Annotated in this window: 13 protein-coding genes; 10 read left to right on the top strand and 3 right to left on the bottom strand. The window is 38.2% G+C overall.

From position 1 onward, the window contains the following. Positions 1-231: 231 nt before the first annotated feature. The gene (cphA, locus tag AEQU1_RS03705; protein ID WP_111878855.1) at positions 232-2,877 is read right to left on the bottom strand and encodes a cyanophycin synthetase; all 2,646 of its coding nucleotides are present in this window, start codon (positions 2,875-2,877) and stop codon (positions 232-234) included. A 96-nt stretch (positions 2,878-2,973) separates the two neighbouring features. On the opposite strand from cphA, the gene AEQU1_RS03700 reads away from it, so the two are divergent. Beyond that, positions 2,974-3,846 (top strand): cyanophycinase, encoded by an 873-nt coding sequence (locus tag AEQU1_RS03700; RefSeq protein WP_111878854.1) that lies wholly within the window; start codon positions 2,974-2,976, stop codon positions 3,844-3,846. On the opposite strand, the gene AEQU1_RS03695 is transcribed toward AEQU1_RS03700, so the two are convergent. Then, positions 3,834-4,766, bottom strand: a complete 933-nt coding sequence (locus AEQU1_RS03695) for an isoaspartyl peptidase/L-asparaginase family protein (protein WP_111878852.1) — start codon at positions 4,764-4,766, stop codon at positions 3,834-3,836. The two genes, AEQU1_RS03700 and AEQU1_RS03695, sit on opposite strands and share 13 nt — an antisense overlap. 212 nt (positions 4,767-4,978) lie before the next feature. Continuing rightward, positions 4,979-7,030: a penicillin acylase family protein gene (locus AEQU1_RS03690; RefSeq protein ID WP_111878850.1), complete on the bottom strand. Its 2,052-nt coding sequence runs from the start codon at positions 7,028-7,030 to the stop codon at positions 4,979-4,981. A gap of 332 nt (positions 7,031-7,362) precedes the next feature. On the opposite strand from AEQU1_RS03690, the gene polA reads away from it, so the two are divergent. The 9 genes from polA to rpsB all read left to right on the top strand — a co-directional run bounded on the left by polA (position 7,363) and on the right by rpsB (position 19,808). Beyond that, a complete protein-coding gene (gene polA, locus AEQU1_RS03685; RefSeq protein ID WP_111878849.1) occupies positions 7,363-10,203 on the top strand; it encodes a DNA polymerase I in 2,841 nt (946 codons plus the stop codon). Positions 10,204-10,299: 96 nt separating this feature from the next. After that, positions 10,300-10,605 carry a DUF6922 domain-containing protein gene (locus AEQU1_RS03680; protein ID WP_111878847.1) on the top strand — a complete coding sequence of 102 codons (306 nt, stop codon included), beginning with the start codon at positions 10,300-10,302 and terminating at the stop codon, positions 10,603-10,605. Then, positions 10,560-11,171, top strand: a complete 612-nt coding sequence (locus AEQU1_RS03675; protein WP_111878846.1) for a nucleotidyl transferase AbiEii/AbiGii toxin family protein — start codon at positions 10,560-10,562, stop codon at positions 11,169-11,171. The genes AEQU1_RS03680 and AEQU1_RS03675 overlap by 46 nt, the downstream gene beginning before the upstream one ends. Before the next feature lie 99 nt (positions 11,172-11,270). Beyond that, complete coding sequence (locus AEQU1_RS03670) at positions 11,271-12,866, top strand: T9SS type A sorting domain-containing protein (RefSeq protein WP_111878844.1); 1,596 nt, start codon at positions 11,271-11,273, stop codon at positions 12,864-12,866. A gap of 128 nt (positions 12,867-12,994) precedes the next feature. Beyond that, positions 12,995-14,053: a hypothetical protein gene (locus tag AEQU1_RS03665; RefSeq protein WP_111878842.1), complete on the top strand. Its 1,059-nt coding sequence runs from the start codon at positions 12,995-12,997 to the stop codon at positions 14,051-14,053. 113 nt (positions 14,054-14,166) lie between these two features. Then, complete coding sequence (locus tag AEQU1_RS03660; RefSeq protein WP_111878841.1) at positions 14,167-17,619, top strand: pyruvate carboxylase; 3,453 nt, start codon at positions 14,167-14,169, stop codon at positions 17,617-17,619. 287 nt (positions 17,620-17,906) lie between these two features. Then, positions 17,907-18,362 (top strand): 50S ribosomal protein L13, encoded by a 456-nt coding sequence (rplM, locus tag AEQU1_RS03655; protein WP_111878839.1) that lies wholly within the window; start codon positions 17,907-17,909, stop codon positions 18,360-18,362. Next, positions 18,362-18,748 carry a 30S ribosomal protein S9 gene (gene rpsI, locus AEQU1_RS03650; protein WP_014781730.1) on the top strand — a complete coding sequence of 129 codons (387 nt, stop codon included), beginning with the start codon at positions 18,362-18,364 and terminating at the stop codon, positions 18,746-18,748. The genes rplM and rpsI overlap by 1 nt, the downstream gene beginning before the upstream one ends. 175 nt (positions 18,749-18,923) lie before the next feature. Then, entirely contained in the window at positions 18,924-19,808 is an 885-nt protein-coding gene (gene rpsB, locus AEQU1_RS03645) for a 30S ribosomal protein S2 (protein ID WP_111878838.1), read from the top strand.

Here is a 19,808-nt window from a genome sequence, read left to right as displayed (position 1 = left end):
TTAATAGGAAGAATAAAAGATAGTTTAGTTGAGGCAAGCCTTCAACTGTTTTTAATAAGAAAGCCGCATTGAGTGCGGCTTTCTTTTAAAAGTTTTTTTGATAATATTGAATTAAGGATAAGTTAATAGGCAACTATTAGTTTTGTTTCGAAATCAATCCTGATCAAATTGTTTTCATTTTTCAGTGTTAAAAAGTAAAGTCGCTTTTGAGGAGGAGCGGCTTTTGCTTTTTTATTGCGCAAAGATCATTTCACCACGGCTTTCCAGTTCCTTGAATTTCATTACAAGTTCCAATGCATCTGGGATTACATCGCTACAGCAAATAATTAAAGAACCTTTTTTGGCATTTTTAACCGCATGTGTAATAGCTTCTTTTTCTGAAGGGATAATCGTTGTTTTCTTATTAGGATCCTTCATTTTAATACCATCATTCAACATTTTTATTAAATCTTCTTCAGATTTTCCGCGTAGATTTTTGTCCTGTCTGATAATTATTTCATCAAACATTTCGGCGGCGATGCTTCCCAATTCATTTGTGTCTTCTTCCCTTCTATCTCCCACTCCTGCAATAATTCCTATTTTTTCAGTTGCTTCAAAGGTATCTATAAACTTCTGTAGAGCCCGCATTCCTGCAGGATTGTGTGCATAATCAAGTAATATGCTGAAGTTTTCAAACTCAAAAAGATTTAACCTTCCCGGTGTTTGTGAAGCCGAAGGAATAAATGTTTCCAGCGCTATTTTCATATCTTCAATTCCAATTCCACGAACGTTTGCGGCAATTACAGCTGGCAGAATATTTTGAATCATAAATTCAGCTTTCCCGCCATAGGTCAATGGGATGTTTTCCGCTTTCATAACACGCATTTTCCATGTACCGCGACAAAGCGTAACATACCCATTCTCATAAATAGCCGTAATCCCACCAAGTTTTTGAAGTGCTTTTATGCGCGGGTTTTCTTCATCCATAGAGAAAAGCGCAAGGTTACAATTAATAGTTCTTCGCATTTCGTAAACCAGATCGTCATCAGCATTCAAAATTGCATAGCCATCAGGCAAAACGGTTTCAGGAATTACTCCCTTAACTTTAGCCAACTGTTCTACGGTATGAATTCCCTTGAGCCCCAAATGATCTGCGGCAACGTTGGTTACAATCCCAACATCACATTTTTTGAAACCGAGCCCAGCACGTAAAAGCCCGCCACGCGCACATTCCAAAACTGCAAAATTTACTGTTGGATCTTTCAGTACAAACTCTGCACTTGCAGGACCTGTACAATCTCCCTTCATCAATAATCTATTTTGAATATACACACCATCACTTGTAGTGTAGCCCACTCTGTGGCCTTTCATTTTTGCCATGTGTGCAATAAGGCGTGTTGTTGTGGTTTTTCCGTTTGTTCCGGTAATAGCTATAATTGGAATTCTTCCCGTACCGCCTTGTTGCCCTTGCTGCGGAAATAATTTGTCAACAACAGGCGCCGCAACGTTTCTTGGCAAACCTGTAGTTGGCGCCAAGTGCATTCTAAACCCAGGTCCGGCATTAACTTCTAAAATAGCCCCACCGGTTTCACTTAACGGCTGGCTAATGTCTGTAGTCATTATATCAATTCCACAGATGTCAAGATCTATTATTTTTGAAATTCGTTCAGCCATTGAAACGTTGGAAGGATGTACAATATCTGTTACGTCTTCGGCAGTTCCACCCGTGCTGAGGTTTGCGGTGTCTTTCAAAATAACTCTTTCATCTTTTGCTGGCACAGAATCTTCCGTGTATCCATTGGCGGCGATGATAGTTTTGGTCAAATCATTGATAGTGATTTTTGTAAGCACATTTTCGTGTCCATAACCACGACGTGAGTCTTTGTTAACCTCATCGACCAATTCTTTAATAGTTGATTTACCATCACCAATAATATGGGCCGGTGTTCGCTTAGCAGCGGCAACCAACACATTATTTATAACTAGCAACCTATAATCTTCGCCTGTAATAAATTTTTCAATAATTACTTTTGGAGAAACAATTTTTGCAGCGTGAAATGCCACTACAGCGTCTTCATAATTTTTAATATTTACGGTAATTCCGCGACCGTGATTTCCACCAACTGGTTTAACTACCAAAGGAAAACCAACATACCTGCAGGCATCTTCTAAACTGCTTTCACGACTAATGATATCACCGCGCGGAACTTCAATCTCAGCTTGTTCCAAAAGGTATTTTGTATCTTCTTTATCGCAAGCTATCTCTACACCAATACTACTTGTTTCTGAAGTCACGGTGGCTTGAATTCTTTTTTGATTTGCTCCGTAACCCAATTGAACCAATGAGTATTTATTCAATCGAATCCATGGAATACCACGTGCTTCGGCCTCTTCAACAATAGAACCAGTACTTGGTCCTAAACGTTCATCTTCACGAATTTCGCGCATTCGCTGAATATCTGCTTCTAAATTATAACTATCACCAGTAATAAGCGCTTTACAAATTTCCACCGCAGCATTTGCAGCATAACGCCCCACATTTTCTTCCAAATAGGAAAAAACTACATTATAGACACCCTCTTCACCATAACCACGTGTTCTTCCAAAACCGGTATCCATACCAGCCAAAGTCTGAATCTCCAAAGCTATATGCTCAATAACGTGACCCATCCACGTGCCTTCTTCTACTCGCTGGAAAAAACCACCTGGCTCGCCTACGCTACAACGATGGCTAAACATACTGGGAAACATGATTTTCAGCCGATCGCTATAACCTTCAATTTTATTTGAAGGGAGCTCCTCCATTTCCTCAAGGTCTAAAACCATTACAATTAATTTATGACGACGGATAGACCAGTAATTTGGTCCTCGCATGGCGTTTATTTCTCTAATTCGCATACGTTAGCAGATTTGTTAGTTTAGTTCGAATTTGATAAATATATGATTAATTTTTATAACAATTAGCGTATTTTTGCCGGCAAATCAAATAAGTTCATGAGCGTAAAAGGCACACTAATCCCCATAGGTGGAAATGAAGACAAGGGCATTGAAGAAAGTGAAATATATACTTTAGAATATATCCAAGAAGGAATTCTTTCCCGTGTGGTGCGAGAGAGTGGCGGTAAAGATGCTCTTATTGTGGTGGTTCCAACCGCATCCAGTATCCCAAAGGAAGTGAGTGAAAATTACCTAGAAGCTTTTAGAAAATTGGGTTGTGAAAATATTCACATCATGGATATCCGCACTCGTGAAGAAGCTGAAAATCCGCTTCATCTTGATTTAATGCAAAAAGCAGACTGTGTGATGTTTTCCGGCGGAGACCAGTCTAAAATAGTTCAATATATCGGCGGAACGAAACTGCATGCAATTATTCAAAACCGATACGTAAAAGACAATTTTGTAATTGCAGGGACCAGTGCAGGTGCTATGTGCATGAGCCAAGAAATGATTAAAGGTGGTGGTATCAAAGAAGCATTTACAAAAGGCGCGGTTTTAATGGGAGAAGGCATGGGCTTTATTCCAAACTTGATTATAGATTCACACTTTATTCGTCGGGGCCGTTTCGGAAGGCTTGCCGAAGCTGTTGCACGTTTTCCAAAGCTTATTGGCATCGGATTGGCTGAAGATACCGGACTCGTTATCAAAAAGTGCAATATAGTTGAAGTGATTGGCTCAGGAATGGTCATCCTTTTTGATCCTAGAAAATTGAAGCACAACAACCAAGCATTGGTTGAGAAAGGTACACCAATGTCTCTAAATAATCTAAAAACCCATATTTTAGCAAACGGCGACCGTTTTGATATTAAGAAAAAGAAGCTTAAAATTTCGCCATATCACCTTCGTGTAGTTGAATCTCAAATTTTATAAATATCAATTTCCTTTTTCCCTTCGGAAGTTTTAAATGCCCGATACATTCCTTCGGTATTGAATGGCATTGCTATATTTCCATTGGCATCAACGGCAATTAAACCACCATCACCGCCAATTTCTAAAACACGCTTATTTATTACTTCGGAGGCAGCCTCTTCCAAAGTCATTCCTTTGTATTCCATTAAACACGAAACATCATAAGCCACCACACCGCGAATGAAGAATTCGCCACTACCCGTACAACTTACTGCACAGGTTTTATTATTGGCATACGTTCCAGATCCAATCATAGGGCTATCGCCTATTCTTCCCCACTTTTTATTGGTCATTCCACCAGTTGAAGTTGCGCCGGCAATGTTACCATTCTTATCGCAGGCCACTGCTCCTACAGTCCCGAATTTGCCTTCTTTTTTCATACTGTGGTCCAGCTCAAAGGTATCGCTGTCCTTTATGTTTTGCCACTGTTGATAGCGGTGCTCGTCGTAAAAATATTCCGGAGATTCCAATTTGTAATTCAAACTTTTTGCAAAACGCATGGCGCCATCGCCTGCCAAAAACACGTGGTCGCTTTTTTCCATTACATCGCGAGCTAAAGTAATTGGATTTGAAATTCCGGTAATCAATGAAACGGCTCCGGCCTTTAGATTTTTTCCATCCATAATGGCGGCATCCATTTCGTGAGTGCCGTCGTTGGTAAAAACACTTCCTTTTCCCGCATTAAAAAGCGGGGAATCTTCTAAATAGTTTACCGCAGTTTCAATAGCATCCATTGCGCTTCCGTCATTTTCAAGAATTGCATATCCTTTTTCCAATGCTTCATTTAAAGCTGCTTTGTACTCTTCTTCTTTTTCTGGAGTCATTAATCCTTTTACGAGCGTTCCGGCACCGCCGTGGATTACTAGGGAATGTTTTTTCATTTTTTATGCCGTATTTCGACTCCGCTCAATATAAACTTAGGCGGGTATCTTTTGATTAATAGTTCTTAACTTTAATTTCACAAAAGTAAGCTTTGGTTTTAAATATCGAAAAGAAAAGACCTGTCAGGTTTTCAAAACCTGACAGGTCTAAAGGGCTTCTTAATTGCAAGTAAAACACTCTTCTATTTTTAGACTTAAATAATAACAAAAAGCTACTTGATAGTCTCGCGCTCTTCAAGGTTTGCTTCGACATCCTCCTTAGTAAGCAACGCATCTCGCATTTCTTTTTTTGCAAATAAATCTAGTTGATCGCCTATATGTTTACTCCCTTTTTGGCTTGCATTGCCAAATGTCATTAGAACCTTTGCCGTAGGTTCTTCGCCAAATTCAGTAGCGCATACATATCCATCACCCATATACGCATAAGATTTTCCATCCTCACCGGGTTGAAAATCGAGGGTTCTAAAAACACCAAAACTGCCAATACCTCCATTCGCCGGAATCTCCCGTTCTCCTATTTTTATTCTGTACAAATCGCCATACGGAATCTCCAAGCTACCATACCTTTTTTTAAAATACTCCGTAAATCCTTTTAATATCTTAAGTTTTTTCTCTGGATCTTTAATCCCATCTGGAGTACTCAATGGCGCATCTGCGGACCAATCTATCTCCCAAAAATTGGAATAATTAATGAAAGGAGAAATAAAGTATCCGATAAAAAAAGCTGCCTGCATATTATCCGCATCAAAATTTCCATTCCACGAAGTCAGCGCATTTAAACCTTCGAGAGTCGCTGGGTCTGTGGTTAATTTCTTCATGGCTTCCAGTTCATCCTTGATACGGAAGAAAAACAAGCAGGATGTAGAATTTTTAAGACCAATAAATTTTTCCAATGTCAGATCTTTTGCCTCGCTTATCAATTGAATGGATTGTTGCGGCCTGAAACGAATTTTGGATTCCGAAATATCTTCATCATAATCTGAAGCCTTAATTTCTTGAGGATAGGTAGCAAAATAAGGTCCGTCGTTTGCATTCTGAAGCCAGCCACTTTTTGGGTTTTTTAATTTGGGTAATTCTGAATAGGAATGGTAACTATCCCATATCAAATCGCTTTCGGCACCGGAAACCTCATTTTTCCAATCTGCCCAATCGCCTTTTTTCTGGGGAACATTCCCTGCAAAGGAGTAGAAAATATTTTTATCCTTATCGACATAGATAACATTAAAAAGAGGAAGGGCATTTTGTTTTAATGCTGCTTCAAATTCATCAAAATTTTTCGCTTGGCCCATATCATACCATTGCTTTACCATCTGCGGCGGATCGGTCATATAAGGGTAGCGCAAGGCAAGGGCATTATCGCCCTTCTCTGAAATGATTACACCATGTTTTGAAACTTTTCGTTCTATCTTTTCTTCGCTTATTTCACCGTTTTTATCACGTGATTTTATGGTTATTTCAGAAATATCAAAATCGTGGGATGTTCCATCAAGTATATATTTACCGTCCTTTACTTTAATATCATAAAGATCAACATTGTCCAATGGATTTACTGTATGTGTCCACCCCAGGTTATGGTTGAAGGCAATTCCCAAGATTGGAACACCAATTAGGGCAACGCCATACTGCATATTATCACCCCGATTGAGCTGAGCCTCCATAAAACGGTAGGAAGCCATTTCATCCAACCATGGCATATGTGGATTGGCAAGTAAAATTGAATTTCCACTTACAGTGAGTTTTGGCCCTACCGCCCATGCATTGGACCCAGGACTCCAACTTTTACCTTTTCCAATTTCTGGACTTATTAAAAAATCATAATAAAGTGTCCGCAATAAATGGGCTAAAATATCATCGGGTTTAACAGGAAGAACAACCTTCAACTCTTCGGCAATACGGTCGGGATTCTGTTGGGCGTATGCGTTCATTCCGGAAACAAATGAATCTACGATGTTTTTAAGGTTGCCGTTGAGTTGATTATATTCGGTCTTTCCCAATTCGGGAAAATTTAGCAGATGCAGCATTTTGTCCTGTTCCAGTTTTGTGCCCCAATATTCAGCGGACCTGCCGCGGGATTCGCCGTATAGCCGTAATATAAGATCTGCGTGGTTATGCATCTGCGCCCAACCAAAGGCCTTGTACAATGAAGATTCGTCATTAGCATAAATATGGGGAACCCCATAAGTATCCCAAAGAATCTCTGTATTCTTGTCTTGTCCCACGAGGCTTGAGACGAAAAGAATAAAAATTAATAGTATTATTTTCATAATATTTGGATTTAGCTGTTCATAAATTTAATTTAAAATATTGAATATTAGCGATATATAACGATGTAAATCACTTTATCAAAAAAAAATATTTCTTCCCTATCCAAAAAGATAAATCGCTCCACTTATTCAGTCGATCAATAAATCTGGAAACAGTAATTTCTTTTTCAGGGAAAAGCGCTCGATTCTGAAGCGTTCTTTTTATTTTTGGGGCTAATCACTTTTTGACTAATTGTCCCACTGAGCTTGTCGAAGTGCTTCCGAAGTAATTTATATTCTTCTTAAGATCGTTTTCGACAAGCTCAGACTGACAACTCAATATTCTTAATATTATGTCCACCCAAAAACGCCTTTTCCTTCTCGATGCTTATGCCCTAATTTTTCGCGGGTATTATGCGCTTATAAAAAACCCAACCATAAATTCCAAAGGTCAGGACACCTCGGCCGTTCTGGGTTTTATGAATTCACTTTTTGATGTTATTCGCCGTGAACGGCCGGATCATCTCGCGGTTTGTTTTGACAAGGACGGAAGCGCGGAACGGACCGAACTTTTCCCGGATTATAAGGGAAATCGCGACGCGACGCCAGATGTTATCAAACAATCAATTCCAATTATTCAAGAAATCATTAGAGCAATGCACATTCCGTGCGTAGAACTTTCCGGTTTGGAAGCAGATGATATTATAGGAACACTAGCCCAACAAGCCGAAAAAGAGGGCTACCAAGTTTTTATGGTGACGCCCGATAAAGATTTTGGGCAGTTGGTTTCGGAAAATATTTTTATGTACCGTCCGGCACGAATGGGCAACGCCATTGAAATCTGGGGAATTCCCGAAATACAAAAACGTTTTGGCGTGGAGCGTCCCGAACAGGTGATTGATTATTTGGGGATGATGGGTGATGCCAGTGATAATATTCCCGGACTGCCCGGCGTTGGCGAGAAGACCGCGAAGAAATTCATTGCTGAATTCGGTACGATGGAAAATCTTTTAGCAAATACAGAAAAGCTGAAAGGAAAAATGAAAGAGAAAATTGAAGAAAACGCTGAACTCGGTTTGCTTTCCAAAAAACTTGCAACCATCTGTGTAACCTGCGATGTTACTTTTAATGAAAAGGATTACGAACTCTCAATGCCAGATGGCGAAAAGGTGCAACAAATCTTTGAAGATCTCGAATTTCGAAGATTAAAAGATCAGTTTTTAAAATTGTTTTCTGAAGAAGGTACTTCCGAAAGAGTGACGCAGATATCAAACTCTGAAAGTGCAAAGAAAGCAACTTCATCGTCAGCAGGTAGCGGACAGTTTTCACTTTTTGGCGGCGAAGGAGAAGCTGCTGAAGAAATAAAAAATTATAACTCGCGCGCTACCATAGAAAATACGGAACATTTCTACCAAACCGTACAGCCAGGAATGGGAACCAAGTTGTTTCTTCAAAATTTGATGAAGCAAAAAAGTGTATGTTTTGATACTGAAACTACAAGTTTGAATCCATTGGAGGCAGAATTGGTTGGCATCGCTTTTTCTTGGGAAAAAGGAAAGGGTTTTTACATTCCTTTCACCGAAAATAAAGAAGAGGCACAACAACTTTTGGAAGAATTGCGACCCTTTTTTGAAGACGAATCCATTCAGAAAATAGGTCAAAACCTTAAATATGACATTAAGGTTTTAGCGAAATACAACATTTCAGTAAAAGGAAAATTGTTTGATACCATGCTCGCGCACTATCTCATAAACCCAGATATGCGCCATAATATGGACGTTTTGAGCGAAACCTATTTAAATTATACGCCCGTTTCCATTACAGAATTAATTGGTAAAAAAGGTAAAAATCAATTAAATATGCGCGATGTTTCGGTTGAAAAACAAACCGAATATGCTGTGGAAGATGCAGACGTAACTTTTCAGCTAAAAGAACATTTTGTAAATGAACTTGGCGAGGCGAATACTCAAAAACTCTTTGATGAAATTGAAGTTCCGTTACTTCGCGTTCTTGCTGATATGGAATTGGAAGGCATAAACCTTGACGAGGAATTTCTGAAAAAACTTTCCAAAGAATTGGATACAGATATTCTTCAGCTCGAAAAAAATATTTATGAAGAAGCTGGAGAAGAATTTAATATCGCTTCGCCAAAACAGTTGGGCGATATTCTTTTCGGAAAATTAAAATTAATTGACAAACCGAAAAAAACCAAAACGGGACAGTATTCAACGGCAGAAGATGTGCTTTCCTATTTGGCAAAAGACCATAAAATTATTCGCGATGTTTTGGAATATCGCGGTCTTGCAAAGTTGAAAAGCACCTATGTTGACGCGCTTCCCGGGCAAGTTGAAAAATCTACAGGCCGCGTGCACACAGATTATATGCAAACGGTTGCCGCCACAGGCCGTTTAAGCAGTAACAACCCAAACCTTCAAAACATTCCTATTAGAACTGAGCGCGGGCGTGAGGTTCGGAAAGCTTTTATCCCGAGAAACGAGGATTACGTTTTGATGGCGGCGGATTATTCACAAATAGAATTGCGTATTATAGCAGCTTTGAGCGAGGAAGATACAATGATTGAAGCTTTTAAAAATGGGGAAGATATTCACGCTTCCACCGCTTCAAAAGTTTTTAATGTTCCTTTAAATGAAGTTTCGCGAGAACAACGAAGTAACGCAAAAACTGTAAACTTTGGAATTATTTATGGCGTATCCGCTTTTGGGTTGAGCAACCAAACCGATCTTTCCCGCGGCGAGGCAAAAGATTTGATTGACACTTATTATAAAACCTATCCAAAACTTCGTAATTACATAAGCGAGCAGATTCAGTTTGCGCGTGAAAACGGGTATGTAGAAACTGTAATGGGAAGAAGACGCTACCTAAAAGACATAAACGGAAGCAACCAAGTAGTGCGTGGCGCCGCAGAGCGAAACGCCGTGAACGCTCCAATACAGGGGAGTGCTGCGGATATCATTAAAATTGCGATGATAAATATTCATAAGAAACTGGAAACGGAAAACTACAAAAGTAAAATGCTACTTCAAGTACACGATGAACTTGTTTTCGACACCTACAAACCCGAACTCGAAAAATTAAAAACAATGGTAAAGCACGAAATGGAGAACGCCTATAAGCTCACCGTTCCGTTGGATGTAGATTTAGGGGTTGGGGAAAATTGGTTGGAGGCGCATTAAGCCCCCTAACCCCCGAAGGGGGAACTCTGCCCCAAATAAACACGATTTTAATATTATTTTTTCGATATTTATAATCTTTTAAATCAATATCCTTTTATGGCTGCTGTTCATTCTATATTCGATTTATCTGAACATCTTTTTTGGGACGTGAATAAAGCGGATCTTGATTTTGAAAAATCGAAGGAATTTATAATTCACAGGGTTTTGGAGTACGGATTGATGGAAGATTGGGAGCTTATTAAAGAAATTTATGGGCTGGAAACCATTAAACAGACATCACTTTTATTTAGGGAATTGGATGCTGTGACGCTCTCATTTCTATCGGCCATTTTCGATATTGATAAAAAAGAATTTAGATGCTATACACACAAAACGTCGATGCCAAGCTTTTGGAACTCTTAGATGGGTTGATGCAATCAGATACTTTTAAAGGCTTCAATCTTGTGGGTGGTACTGCGTTAGCGCTTCAAATTGGGCACCGCCTTTCGGTAGATATTGATTTATTCGGGAATTCTGAAATAAACGAGATAGAATTTGCCCAAGAACTTTCCCTATTTGGAAAAACCATTGTGCTTAAAAAAAGCAAAAACATTATAATTTATACCGTTAATGGTATAAAAATAGATTTCGTAAACTATAATTATCCACTTTTGAAAAAAACTGAAACAGTTGATTCTATCAGATTAGCTTCATTGGAAGATATTGCCGCAATGAAGCTAAATGCAATTTCTGGAAGGGGAAGTAAAAAAGATTTTATCGATCTGTATTTTCTGCTGAAAAATTTCTCATTAAAAGAAATGATTGATTTCTATGCTAAAAAATACGAAGACGGCTCCTCGTTTTTAGTCATTAAAAGCTTGACTTATTTTGAAGATGCCGAAAAGGATGAAATGCCGATTATGACCAAACCAATAACTTGGGCGAATATTAAAGACAGCATACTTCGTGAAGCTACAAAGCTTAAATAATGGTTTTTGATAAAAATTAAATAAACCTCAAAACAACGTATTTTATTTTTTAGTTGCTTATATATATATTGCACCCCGAAAACCCAAATAAACTTTATTATGAAAAAGACAATTACCCTTATAGCACTGTTGCTTTTCACTTCTGTCATTTATGCCCAAGACCCAAATATTCTTTGGCAGCGTACTATTGGGGGGAGCGATAAAGACCTAATATATTCAATAAATAAAACAGACGACGGTGGAATAATTTTGGCCGGATTTTCCATTTCTGACATTTCTGGAGACAAAACAGAAAATCGTATTGGATCATGGGATTTTTGGATAGTTAAACTGGATAGCAATCAAAATATTGAATGGCAAAATACTATTGGAGGCACTAGTGATGATCGTCCATATTCGATTTCTCAAACTGCGGATGGCGGTTATATTATTGGAGGATTATCTATATCAAACGCTTCAGGGGATAAATCTGAAGATTGTTTGGGATTTGTGGACTATTGGGTAGTAAAACTAAATGCTTCCGGAAATATTGAATGGGAAAATACAATTGGCGGAGGAATTTTCGGAGATAATGATTATGAAGTTCTTGAATCCATAATTCAAACTTCAGATGGTGGATATATTTTAGCCGGTTCTTCTGACAACGATATTTCTGGAGATAAAACCGAAAATTCAAAAGGGAGTGTGGATTACTGGATAGTAAAATTAAATTCTGCTGGCATTATACAATGGCAGAAAACTATAGGTGGCTCTTCTTATGATGCAGTATATGACATTGCCAAAACAAATGATGGAGGATTTGTTTTAATAGGATCTTCAGAATCGAATATTTCTGGAGATAAAACCGAAAATTCAATTGGAGCTTCGGATTTTTGGATTATAAAATTTAATGCATCTTATAATATAGAGTGGCAAAACACTATTGGCGGAGATAATTATGACCAAGGATATCGTATCCAGCAAACAACTGATGGAGGTTATATTCTAGGTGGAACCTCCCGTTCTGACATTTCAGGCGATAAAACTGAAAATTCGTTTGGAGATTTGGATTTTTGGGTAATAAAAACAAATAGTATTGGTAATATTGAATGGCAAAAAACCATTGGTGGCGAGGATGAAGAATTGTTGAAATCAATTACCCAAACTAATGATGGAGGTTATCTTGCAGGAGGGTATTCAAATTCAAATATTTCAGGAAATAAAACGGAAAATTCAATGGGGGAAGAAGACTACTGGATAGTAAAAATTAACAATGTTGGTATAATAGAATGGCAAAATACTATCGGTGGCGCTGATGTTGACGTGTTATATTCTTCTTTTCTATCAAATAATGGTAGTCTAATTTTAGGAGGGTATTCAGATTCAAATATTTCAGGAGATAAAACTGATAATTCAAAAGGGAATTTTGATTTCTGGATCATAAAACACGCCCAAACATTAGGCCTAGAAGAAAACCCCTTCGCCACCGCTATAACGATATATCCAAACCCGGCAAAGAATTCGCTACAAGTCAACACCCAAGACAAAACCATAGACCAAATAAACATTTATACAATAGCGGGCAGCAAGGTTTTGGAATTGGATATTGATACGGTTTCTCCAACTGTGGATGTTTCCAGCTTAGCTTCTGGCGTTTATTATGTGCAGTTGTATTCTGGGAAAAATGTGGCTTTGAAAAAGTTTGTGAAAGAGTAATCTTTTGAAATCGAAATAGAAATCGAAAACGAATTATAATTTTTCGGTCTTTTGTCTTACGTCTTTCAGCACAGCGGTCCTACGTCCTTATTTTAAATCCATACCTTTAGTAAATATTTACTAAAGAGATGAGCAAACTGATTTCAAAAAAGAAACCCGCCTACCCTATTACCGAAGCGCTTTCAAAATATCTTACCCGCCATGGACGTAATATAAAAATTCCTATTTATTATGACGACCTTATGCGTTTTCAAGGCTCGGTGAACATTTATGACAAAAACGGGAATGACACGCTGTGGGTTAGTGTGTATTATTCTGAGTTTGAAGCCGAAGAAATAAAACTCAGCCTAAAAAGAATGTATTCCATATTACATTCTGATGGAAGTGATATTCTGCTACCCTATTTAAATATTGACAGTATAGACTTTTGCACGTTTGGGAATTCAAAACCTTTTCGCGTGAAAGTCCGTAATATATTGAACGACAACTATCTTTTTCTCTACATAAAAAAAGCCGATGCTTCCCGTATTTATGGTTTGGAATTGGAACACCTTCTTTCACCCAACCACATCAACTTTTTGGTTCACGGAAATACGTTGATTGAGGAACACATTTCTGGCATTCCAGGAGACGATTTTATCGAAAATAACCTCGACACATGTTCTGAAAGGGATAAAAAGGAAATAGCAAAAGAGTTTGTAAAATTTAACGAACGGTGTTTTGTCCGCCTCTTGGGCGATATGCGGTCCTATAATTATGTAATGGTGCTAACCCACGATTTTGACCGGATTCAATATAGAATCCGCGCCATAGATTTTGACCAGCAAAGTTATGAGGGCAATGCAAAGGTTTACCTTCCACAGTTTTTAAAAGAAAACAATAAATTGGTAAAAATGACTTCCGAATTACTACAGGAAGCATCAATAGAACAGTACAAAAACGAAGAGCGTTCCTTATTGGCAAAAAGGGCTACTAGCGAAAAAAATCGTCTTAAAGAACTTATGGATTGTATGCTAAACGACCATATTTCTACACCTCAAAAAATTAAAGAATTAAAGATGGATTTATTCAATTTGACGGGAGACGTAAAGTTCAAAAAATCCAAGAATATGGGCGAAATTTTAAAAAGCGCACTGGATTTTATTATACGAAATTATAAAAGTGAAAACCCTTACATAATTTCTTAGCGATAAAATGTTGATAAATAAGCTACACTTATTTATTATGCGTGCATAGTATTTTCTATCTTTATCCAGACGGGTTATATTTTGTATATTCTAAAAATTAAAAGTCTTTTTCCATGGAAATTAAAAAAGTGTTGGTCGCCAATCGCAGTGAAATTGCAATCAGGATATTACGTGCCTGTACAGAAATTAATTTGAAGACGGTCGCCATTTTTACTTATGAAGACCGCTATTCACAACATCGCTATAAAGCAGATGAATCATACCAAATAGGCGAAAACGATCAACCTTTAAAACCGTATCTCGATGGCGATGCTATTATTGCATTGGCAAAATCTAAAAACGTAGATGCCATCCATCCAGGATATGGATTTTTATCTGAAAATTCAGAATTTGCGCGAAATTGTGCTAGAAACGGAATCATTTTTATTGGCCCGGACCCAAAAGTTATGGATGCTCTGGGCGATAAAATAACCGCAAAAAAAATCGCCGAAAAATGCAAGGTTCCCATTATAAAAAGTAACACCAAAAAGCTATCTTCTTTAAAAATTGCCCTTTCCGAAGCCAATGCCATTGGCTATCCGTTAATGCTCAAAGCAGCATCTGGCGGTGGCGGAAGAGGAATGCGTATAATTAGAACCGATGACGATTTAAAAAACAACTTTGAGTCTGCAAAAAGCGAATCCTTAAATGCTTTTGGGGATGATACGATGTTTCTTGAAAAATATATTGAGAATCCAAAACACTTGGAGGTCCAGATTGTTGCAGATAATCACGGAAACATCCGTCACCTTTTTGAGCGCGACTGCTCTGTACAGAGAAGACACCAAAAAGTAGTAGAAATTGCACCCTCTTTTAATGTCTCGGAAAATGTTAAACAAGCACTTTATAAATACGCCATCAGTATTGCCGAAGAAGTGAATTATAACAATGTTGGGACTGTAGAATTTTTAGTTGATCAGAAAGACGACGTTTATTTTATTGAGGTAAACCCTCGAATTCAAGTAGAACACACTGTTACCGAAATGGTAACGGGCATAGACCTTATAAAGACTCAAATTTTTGTTGCGGGCGGCTATAAACTTTCAGACCAACAAATAAAAATTTATGGCCAGGAATCGCTAGCCACCTATGGTTTTGCACTTCAATGCCGCTTGACCACCGAAGATCCCGCAAATAATTTTACGCCAGATTACGGCACAATCACCACCTACAGAAGTGCCGCGGGCATGGGCATACGTCTGGATGCAGGGAGTATTTACCAGTCCTACAGCGTAAGCCCGTTTTTCGATTCGATGCTCGTAAAAGTATCGGCACATGGAAGGACTTTGGACGGAGCCGTTCGCAAAATGGTTCGCGCCTTAAAAGAATTCCGCATACGCGGGGTAAAAACAAATATCCATTTTCTTCAAAATGTAATTCAACACGAAACATTTAAAGAAGGTAAAGCTACCGTCAATTTTATTGGCAATACGCCCGCCTTGTTTGAGATTAAACTTTCGCAGGACCGAACTTCAAAAATCGTGAATTACTTAGGCGAAGTAATTGTAAATGGAAACCCCGATGTAAAAACTTTTGATAAAAATAGAATTTTCAGAACCCCCAAAATTCCAAGGGTGGAGCCAATGGAAAACTTTCCTAAAGGAACCAAAGATATGCTCACAGAAATGGGGCCTGAAAAATTCTGTGCTTGGTTGAAAGCTGAAAAAAAGATACATTATACAGACACCACGATCCGCGATGCCCATCAATCTTTACTTGCAACTAGGATGCGTACCCACGATATGCTTAACGTGGCAGAAAGCTTCGCCAAAAACCATCCCAACATTTTTAGTATTGAAATGTGGGGCGGTGCTACTTTTGATGTTTGTCTTCGGTTTTTAAATGAAAGTCCATGGACACGTTTACGCGAACTTCGAAAATTGATGCCAAATATCCTCTTCCAAATGTTGCTTCGCGGTTCCAATGGCGTTGGCTATAAAGCGTATCCTGATAATCTTATTGAAAAATTCATCGAAACTTCCTGGGAAAATGGAATTGATATTTTTAGGATATTCGATTCCTTAAACTGGGTGAAAGCCATGGAACCGAGCATAAATTATGTTCGCAACAAAACTGGCGGAATTGCCGAAGCAGCCATAAGTTACACAGGTGATATTTTAGACCCCAAAGAAACCAAATACACCTTAAAATATTACACCCAACTTGCAAAAGACCTTGAAAATGCTGGTGCCCACATGATTGCAATTAAAGATATGGCTGGATTGTTAAAACCTTATGCTGCCACCGAATTGGTTTCGGCATTAAAGGACACGGTAAATATTCCGTTGCATTTACACACCCATGATACTTCCTCCATTCAATCTGCTACTTACTTAAAGGCAATTGAAGCGGGCGTAGATGTGATTGATGTTGCTTTGGGCGGGTTGTCGGGCTTAACCTCACAGCCCAATTTCAATTCAATTGTTGAAATGATGCGAAATCAGGATCGTGAAAACAAGTTCGACATAAATAAACTCAATGAATTTTCTAATTATTGGGAAGATGTACGCGAAATGTACTATCCGTTTGAATCTGGTTTAAAAGCTGGAACTGCTGAAGTATATCAGCATGAAATTCCGGGTGGACAGTATTCAAATTTGCGACCACAGGCAGAAGCATTGGGCTTGAGCAACCGTTTTGATGACGTGAAAAAAATGTACTCGCGAGTAAATGAAATGTTCGGGAATTTAGTGAAGGTTACTCCCAGTTCAAAAGTAGTGGGCGATATGGCCATTTTTATGGTAACTAATAATTTATACCCCGAAGATGTTATGGAGCGCGGAGAAGATATTTCGTTTCCAGAATCTGTTATCAATTTCTTTAAGGGTGACTTGGGACAACCTTTGGGGGGCTTTCCTAAAGAGCTTCAAAAGATAATTCTGAAAAACAACAAGGCATATACAGATAGGCCCAATGCCCATTTGGAACCCATAGATTTTGATACGGAATTTAAAGTTTTCAGTAAAAAATTTCAGCAAGGTTTTACAAGACCTATTGAGTTTGAAGATTTTCTATCCTATAGTTTGTATCCAAGAGTTTTTGAAGATGCTCACGAAAAATATAAATTATTTGGAAATGTGGCCATTCTCGCTACCCAAAATTTCTTTTTCGGAATGAAGCTTCAGGAAGAGGCTATTATTGAACTTGAGCCAGGAAAATCTATTATTGTAAAACTGCTTTCTGTAGGAATCCCAAATGATGATGGTGTGCGTATCGTTTTCTTTTCGGTAAATGGTGAAAACCGTTTTATAGAAATAAAAGACAAGTCTATTAAAGTAGAAAAAGAGGTTCATGTAAAAATCGATCCGCAGGACACCAACCAATACGGCGCTCCATTACAGGGAAGCTTGTATAAAGTATTGGTAAAAAAGGGACAGGAAATAAAAAAGAACGATCACCTCTTTATTATTGAAGCGATGAAGATGGAAACCACGATTACCGCGAACAAACCTGGAAAAATAAAATCTTTATCTTTAAAACCTGGTACAATGGTAATGAAAGATGATTTAATCTTGACTTTGGAATAGCTGTAAAATCAATACTCTGGCTTCACTAAACAACCAAGATTTTGAAACTGAAATTGAATGCTTTGCGGCTTTGTGTGAAAAAAATTTCACACAAAGCCGCAAAGTTATTTTATCAACAAAAAAAGTCTTTATTCATTTGCCTTTCAGTACAGCGGTCTTTTGTCTTAAATTTTATTCTCACCCCTTGCTTTTCAAATAAATAACATTACATTTGCACCCCTCTTAGGCAAAATCCGTTTTGTTTTAGGTGAGAAAACAATGAATTATTAACAATTGACAAAGACTAAATGGATACATTAAGTTACAAAACAGTATCTGCCAACAAAGGAACCGTTGTAAAAGAATGGTTATTGGTAGATGCGGACGGGCAAACATTGGGTCGTCTTGCAAGCGAAGTTGCTAAATTACTTCGCGGTAAGCACAAACCTAGTTTCACCCCTCACGTAGATTGCGGTGACAACGTAATTATTATTAACGCTAGTAAAATAAACCTTACTGGTAACAAATGGAATGACAAAACGTACATTCGCCACACTGGTTACCCAGGTGGACAACGTAGCCTTACTGCTACAGAGATGTACAAAAAAGACCCTGCAAGGCTTGTTGAAAAAGCTGTGAAAGGAATGCTTCCTAAAAACAAATTGGGCGCGGAAATCTTCAGAAACCTAAAGGTTTATTCTGACGCAAACCACGGTCAAGAAGCACAAAAACCTAGAGCTATTAACTTTAACGACAACAAGTAATGGAGACAATTCACAAAATAGGCAGAAGAAAAACCGCTGTTGCACGTGTGTACCTTAAAGAAGGTAAGGGAAACATTACTATCAACAAGCGTGAGTTTGAAAACTACTTTCCTACTGGAACACTTCAGTATAAAGTAAAACAACCTTTAGTACTTACAGAAAACGAAACTACTTTCGACATTACCGTAAACGTATTTGGTGGTGGAATTACTGGACAGGCAGAAGCCATTCGTCTTGCAATTTCTCGTGCTATGTGTACACTTAATGACGAAAACAGAGGTATCTTAAAACCAGAAGGTTTGCTTACAAGAGACCCAAGAATGGTAGAGCGTAAGAAATTCGGACAGAAGAAAGCTCGTAAGAAATTCCAATTCTCTAAACGTTAATATTACTCAACAAGATTGGGTATCTCACTTGGGATACCCAATTGCAGTTGAAAAGTTCATATTCATTATTAATTAAAAAAGCTGTTAACCCGAAAAATTCGGGTGTTAGTTTAGCATCTAAACCAAAGTTCTGCTTTGGTTGCTATCCTTTCACAGAACGTAAACTAAAACAAAAATGGCAAGAAAAATTGAAGTAAAAGACTTACTTGAAGCTGGTGTGCATTTTGGCCACCTAACCCGCAAATGGAACCCAAACATGGCGCCGTATATCTATATGGAACGCAACGGGATCCACATTATCAATCTTTACAAAACCGCTGCAAAAATTAGCGAGTCTAATGAAGCTCTTAAAAAAATTGCAGCTAGTGGACGCAAAATCCTTTTTGTAGCTACTAAAAAACAAGCAAAAGACATTGTTGCTGAAAAAGCAAAAGCCGCAAACATGCCTTACATCACTGAAAGATGGCCTGGCGGAATGCTAACTAACTTTGTAACTATCCGTAAAGCCGTTAAGAAAATGGCTTCTATTGATAGAATGAAGCAAGACGGAACTTTCATGACCCTTTCTAAGAAAGAGCGTTTGGCAGTAGATCGTCTTCGTGCTAAATTGGAAAAAAACTTAGGTTCTATTTCTGATATGAGTCGTCTTCCTGCAGCTCTTTTTGTTGTAGATACAACTCGCGAGCACATTGCAGTTGCTGAAGCGTTAAAATTGAACATTCCAATTTTCGCAATGGTTGATACAAACAGTGACCCACGCGTTATTGATTATGTAATTCCATCAAACGATGATGCTTCAAAATCTATTGACGCTATTATGAGTTTTGTTTCAGAAGCCGTTATTGAAGGTCTTTCTGAAAGAAAATCTGGAAAAGATGAAGACGAAGATGATGAAGATGGAATGGCAAAAAAAGCTAGAGTTCCTAAAAAAGACAAAGAAGTAAAAAAGGCAAAAGCCGAAGTTCCTTCTAAAGACAAAGAAGATGTTGAGGCAATGAAAGAGGCAAAAGAGCCTGTGCGTCAAAAATCGAAAAAAGAAGTTCTAAACGAAGAAGAATAA

Origin of the sequence: Aequorivita sp. CIP111184 (assembly GCF_900489465.1) — a bacterium.
Classification (GTDB): domain Bacteria; phylum Bacteroidota; class Bacteroidia; order Flavobacteriales; family Flavobacteriaceae; genus Aequorivita.
This window is presented reverse-complemented; position numbering and strand designations above follow the sequence as displayed.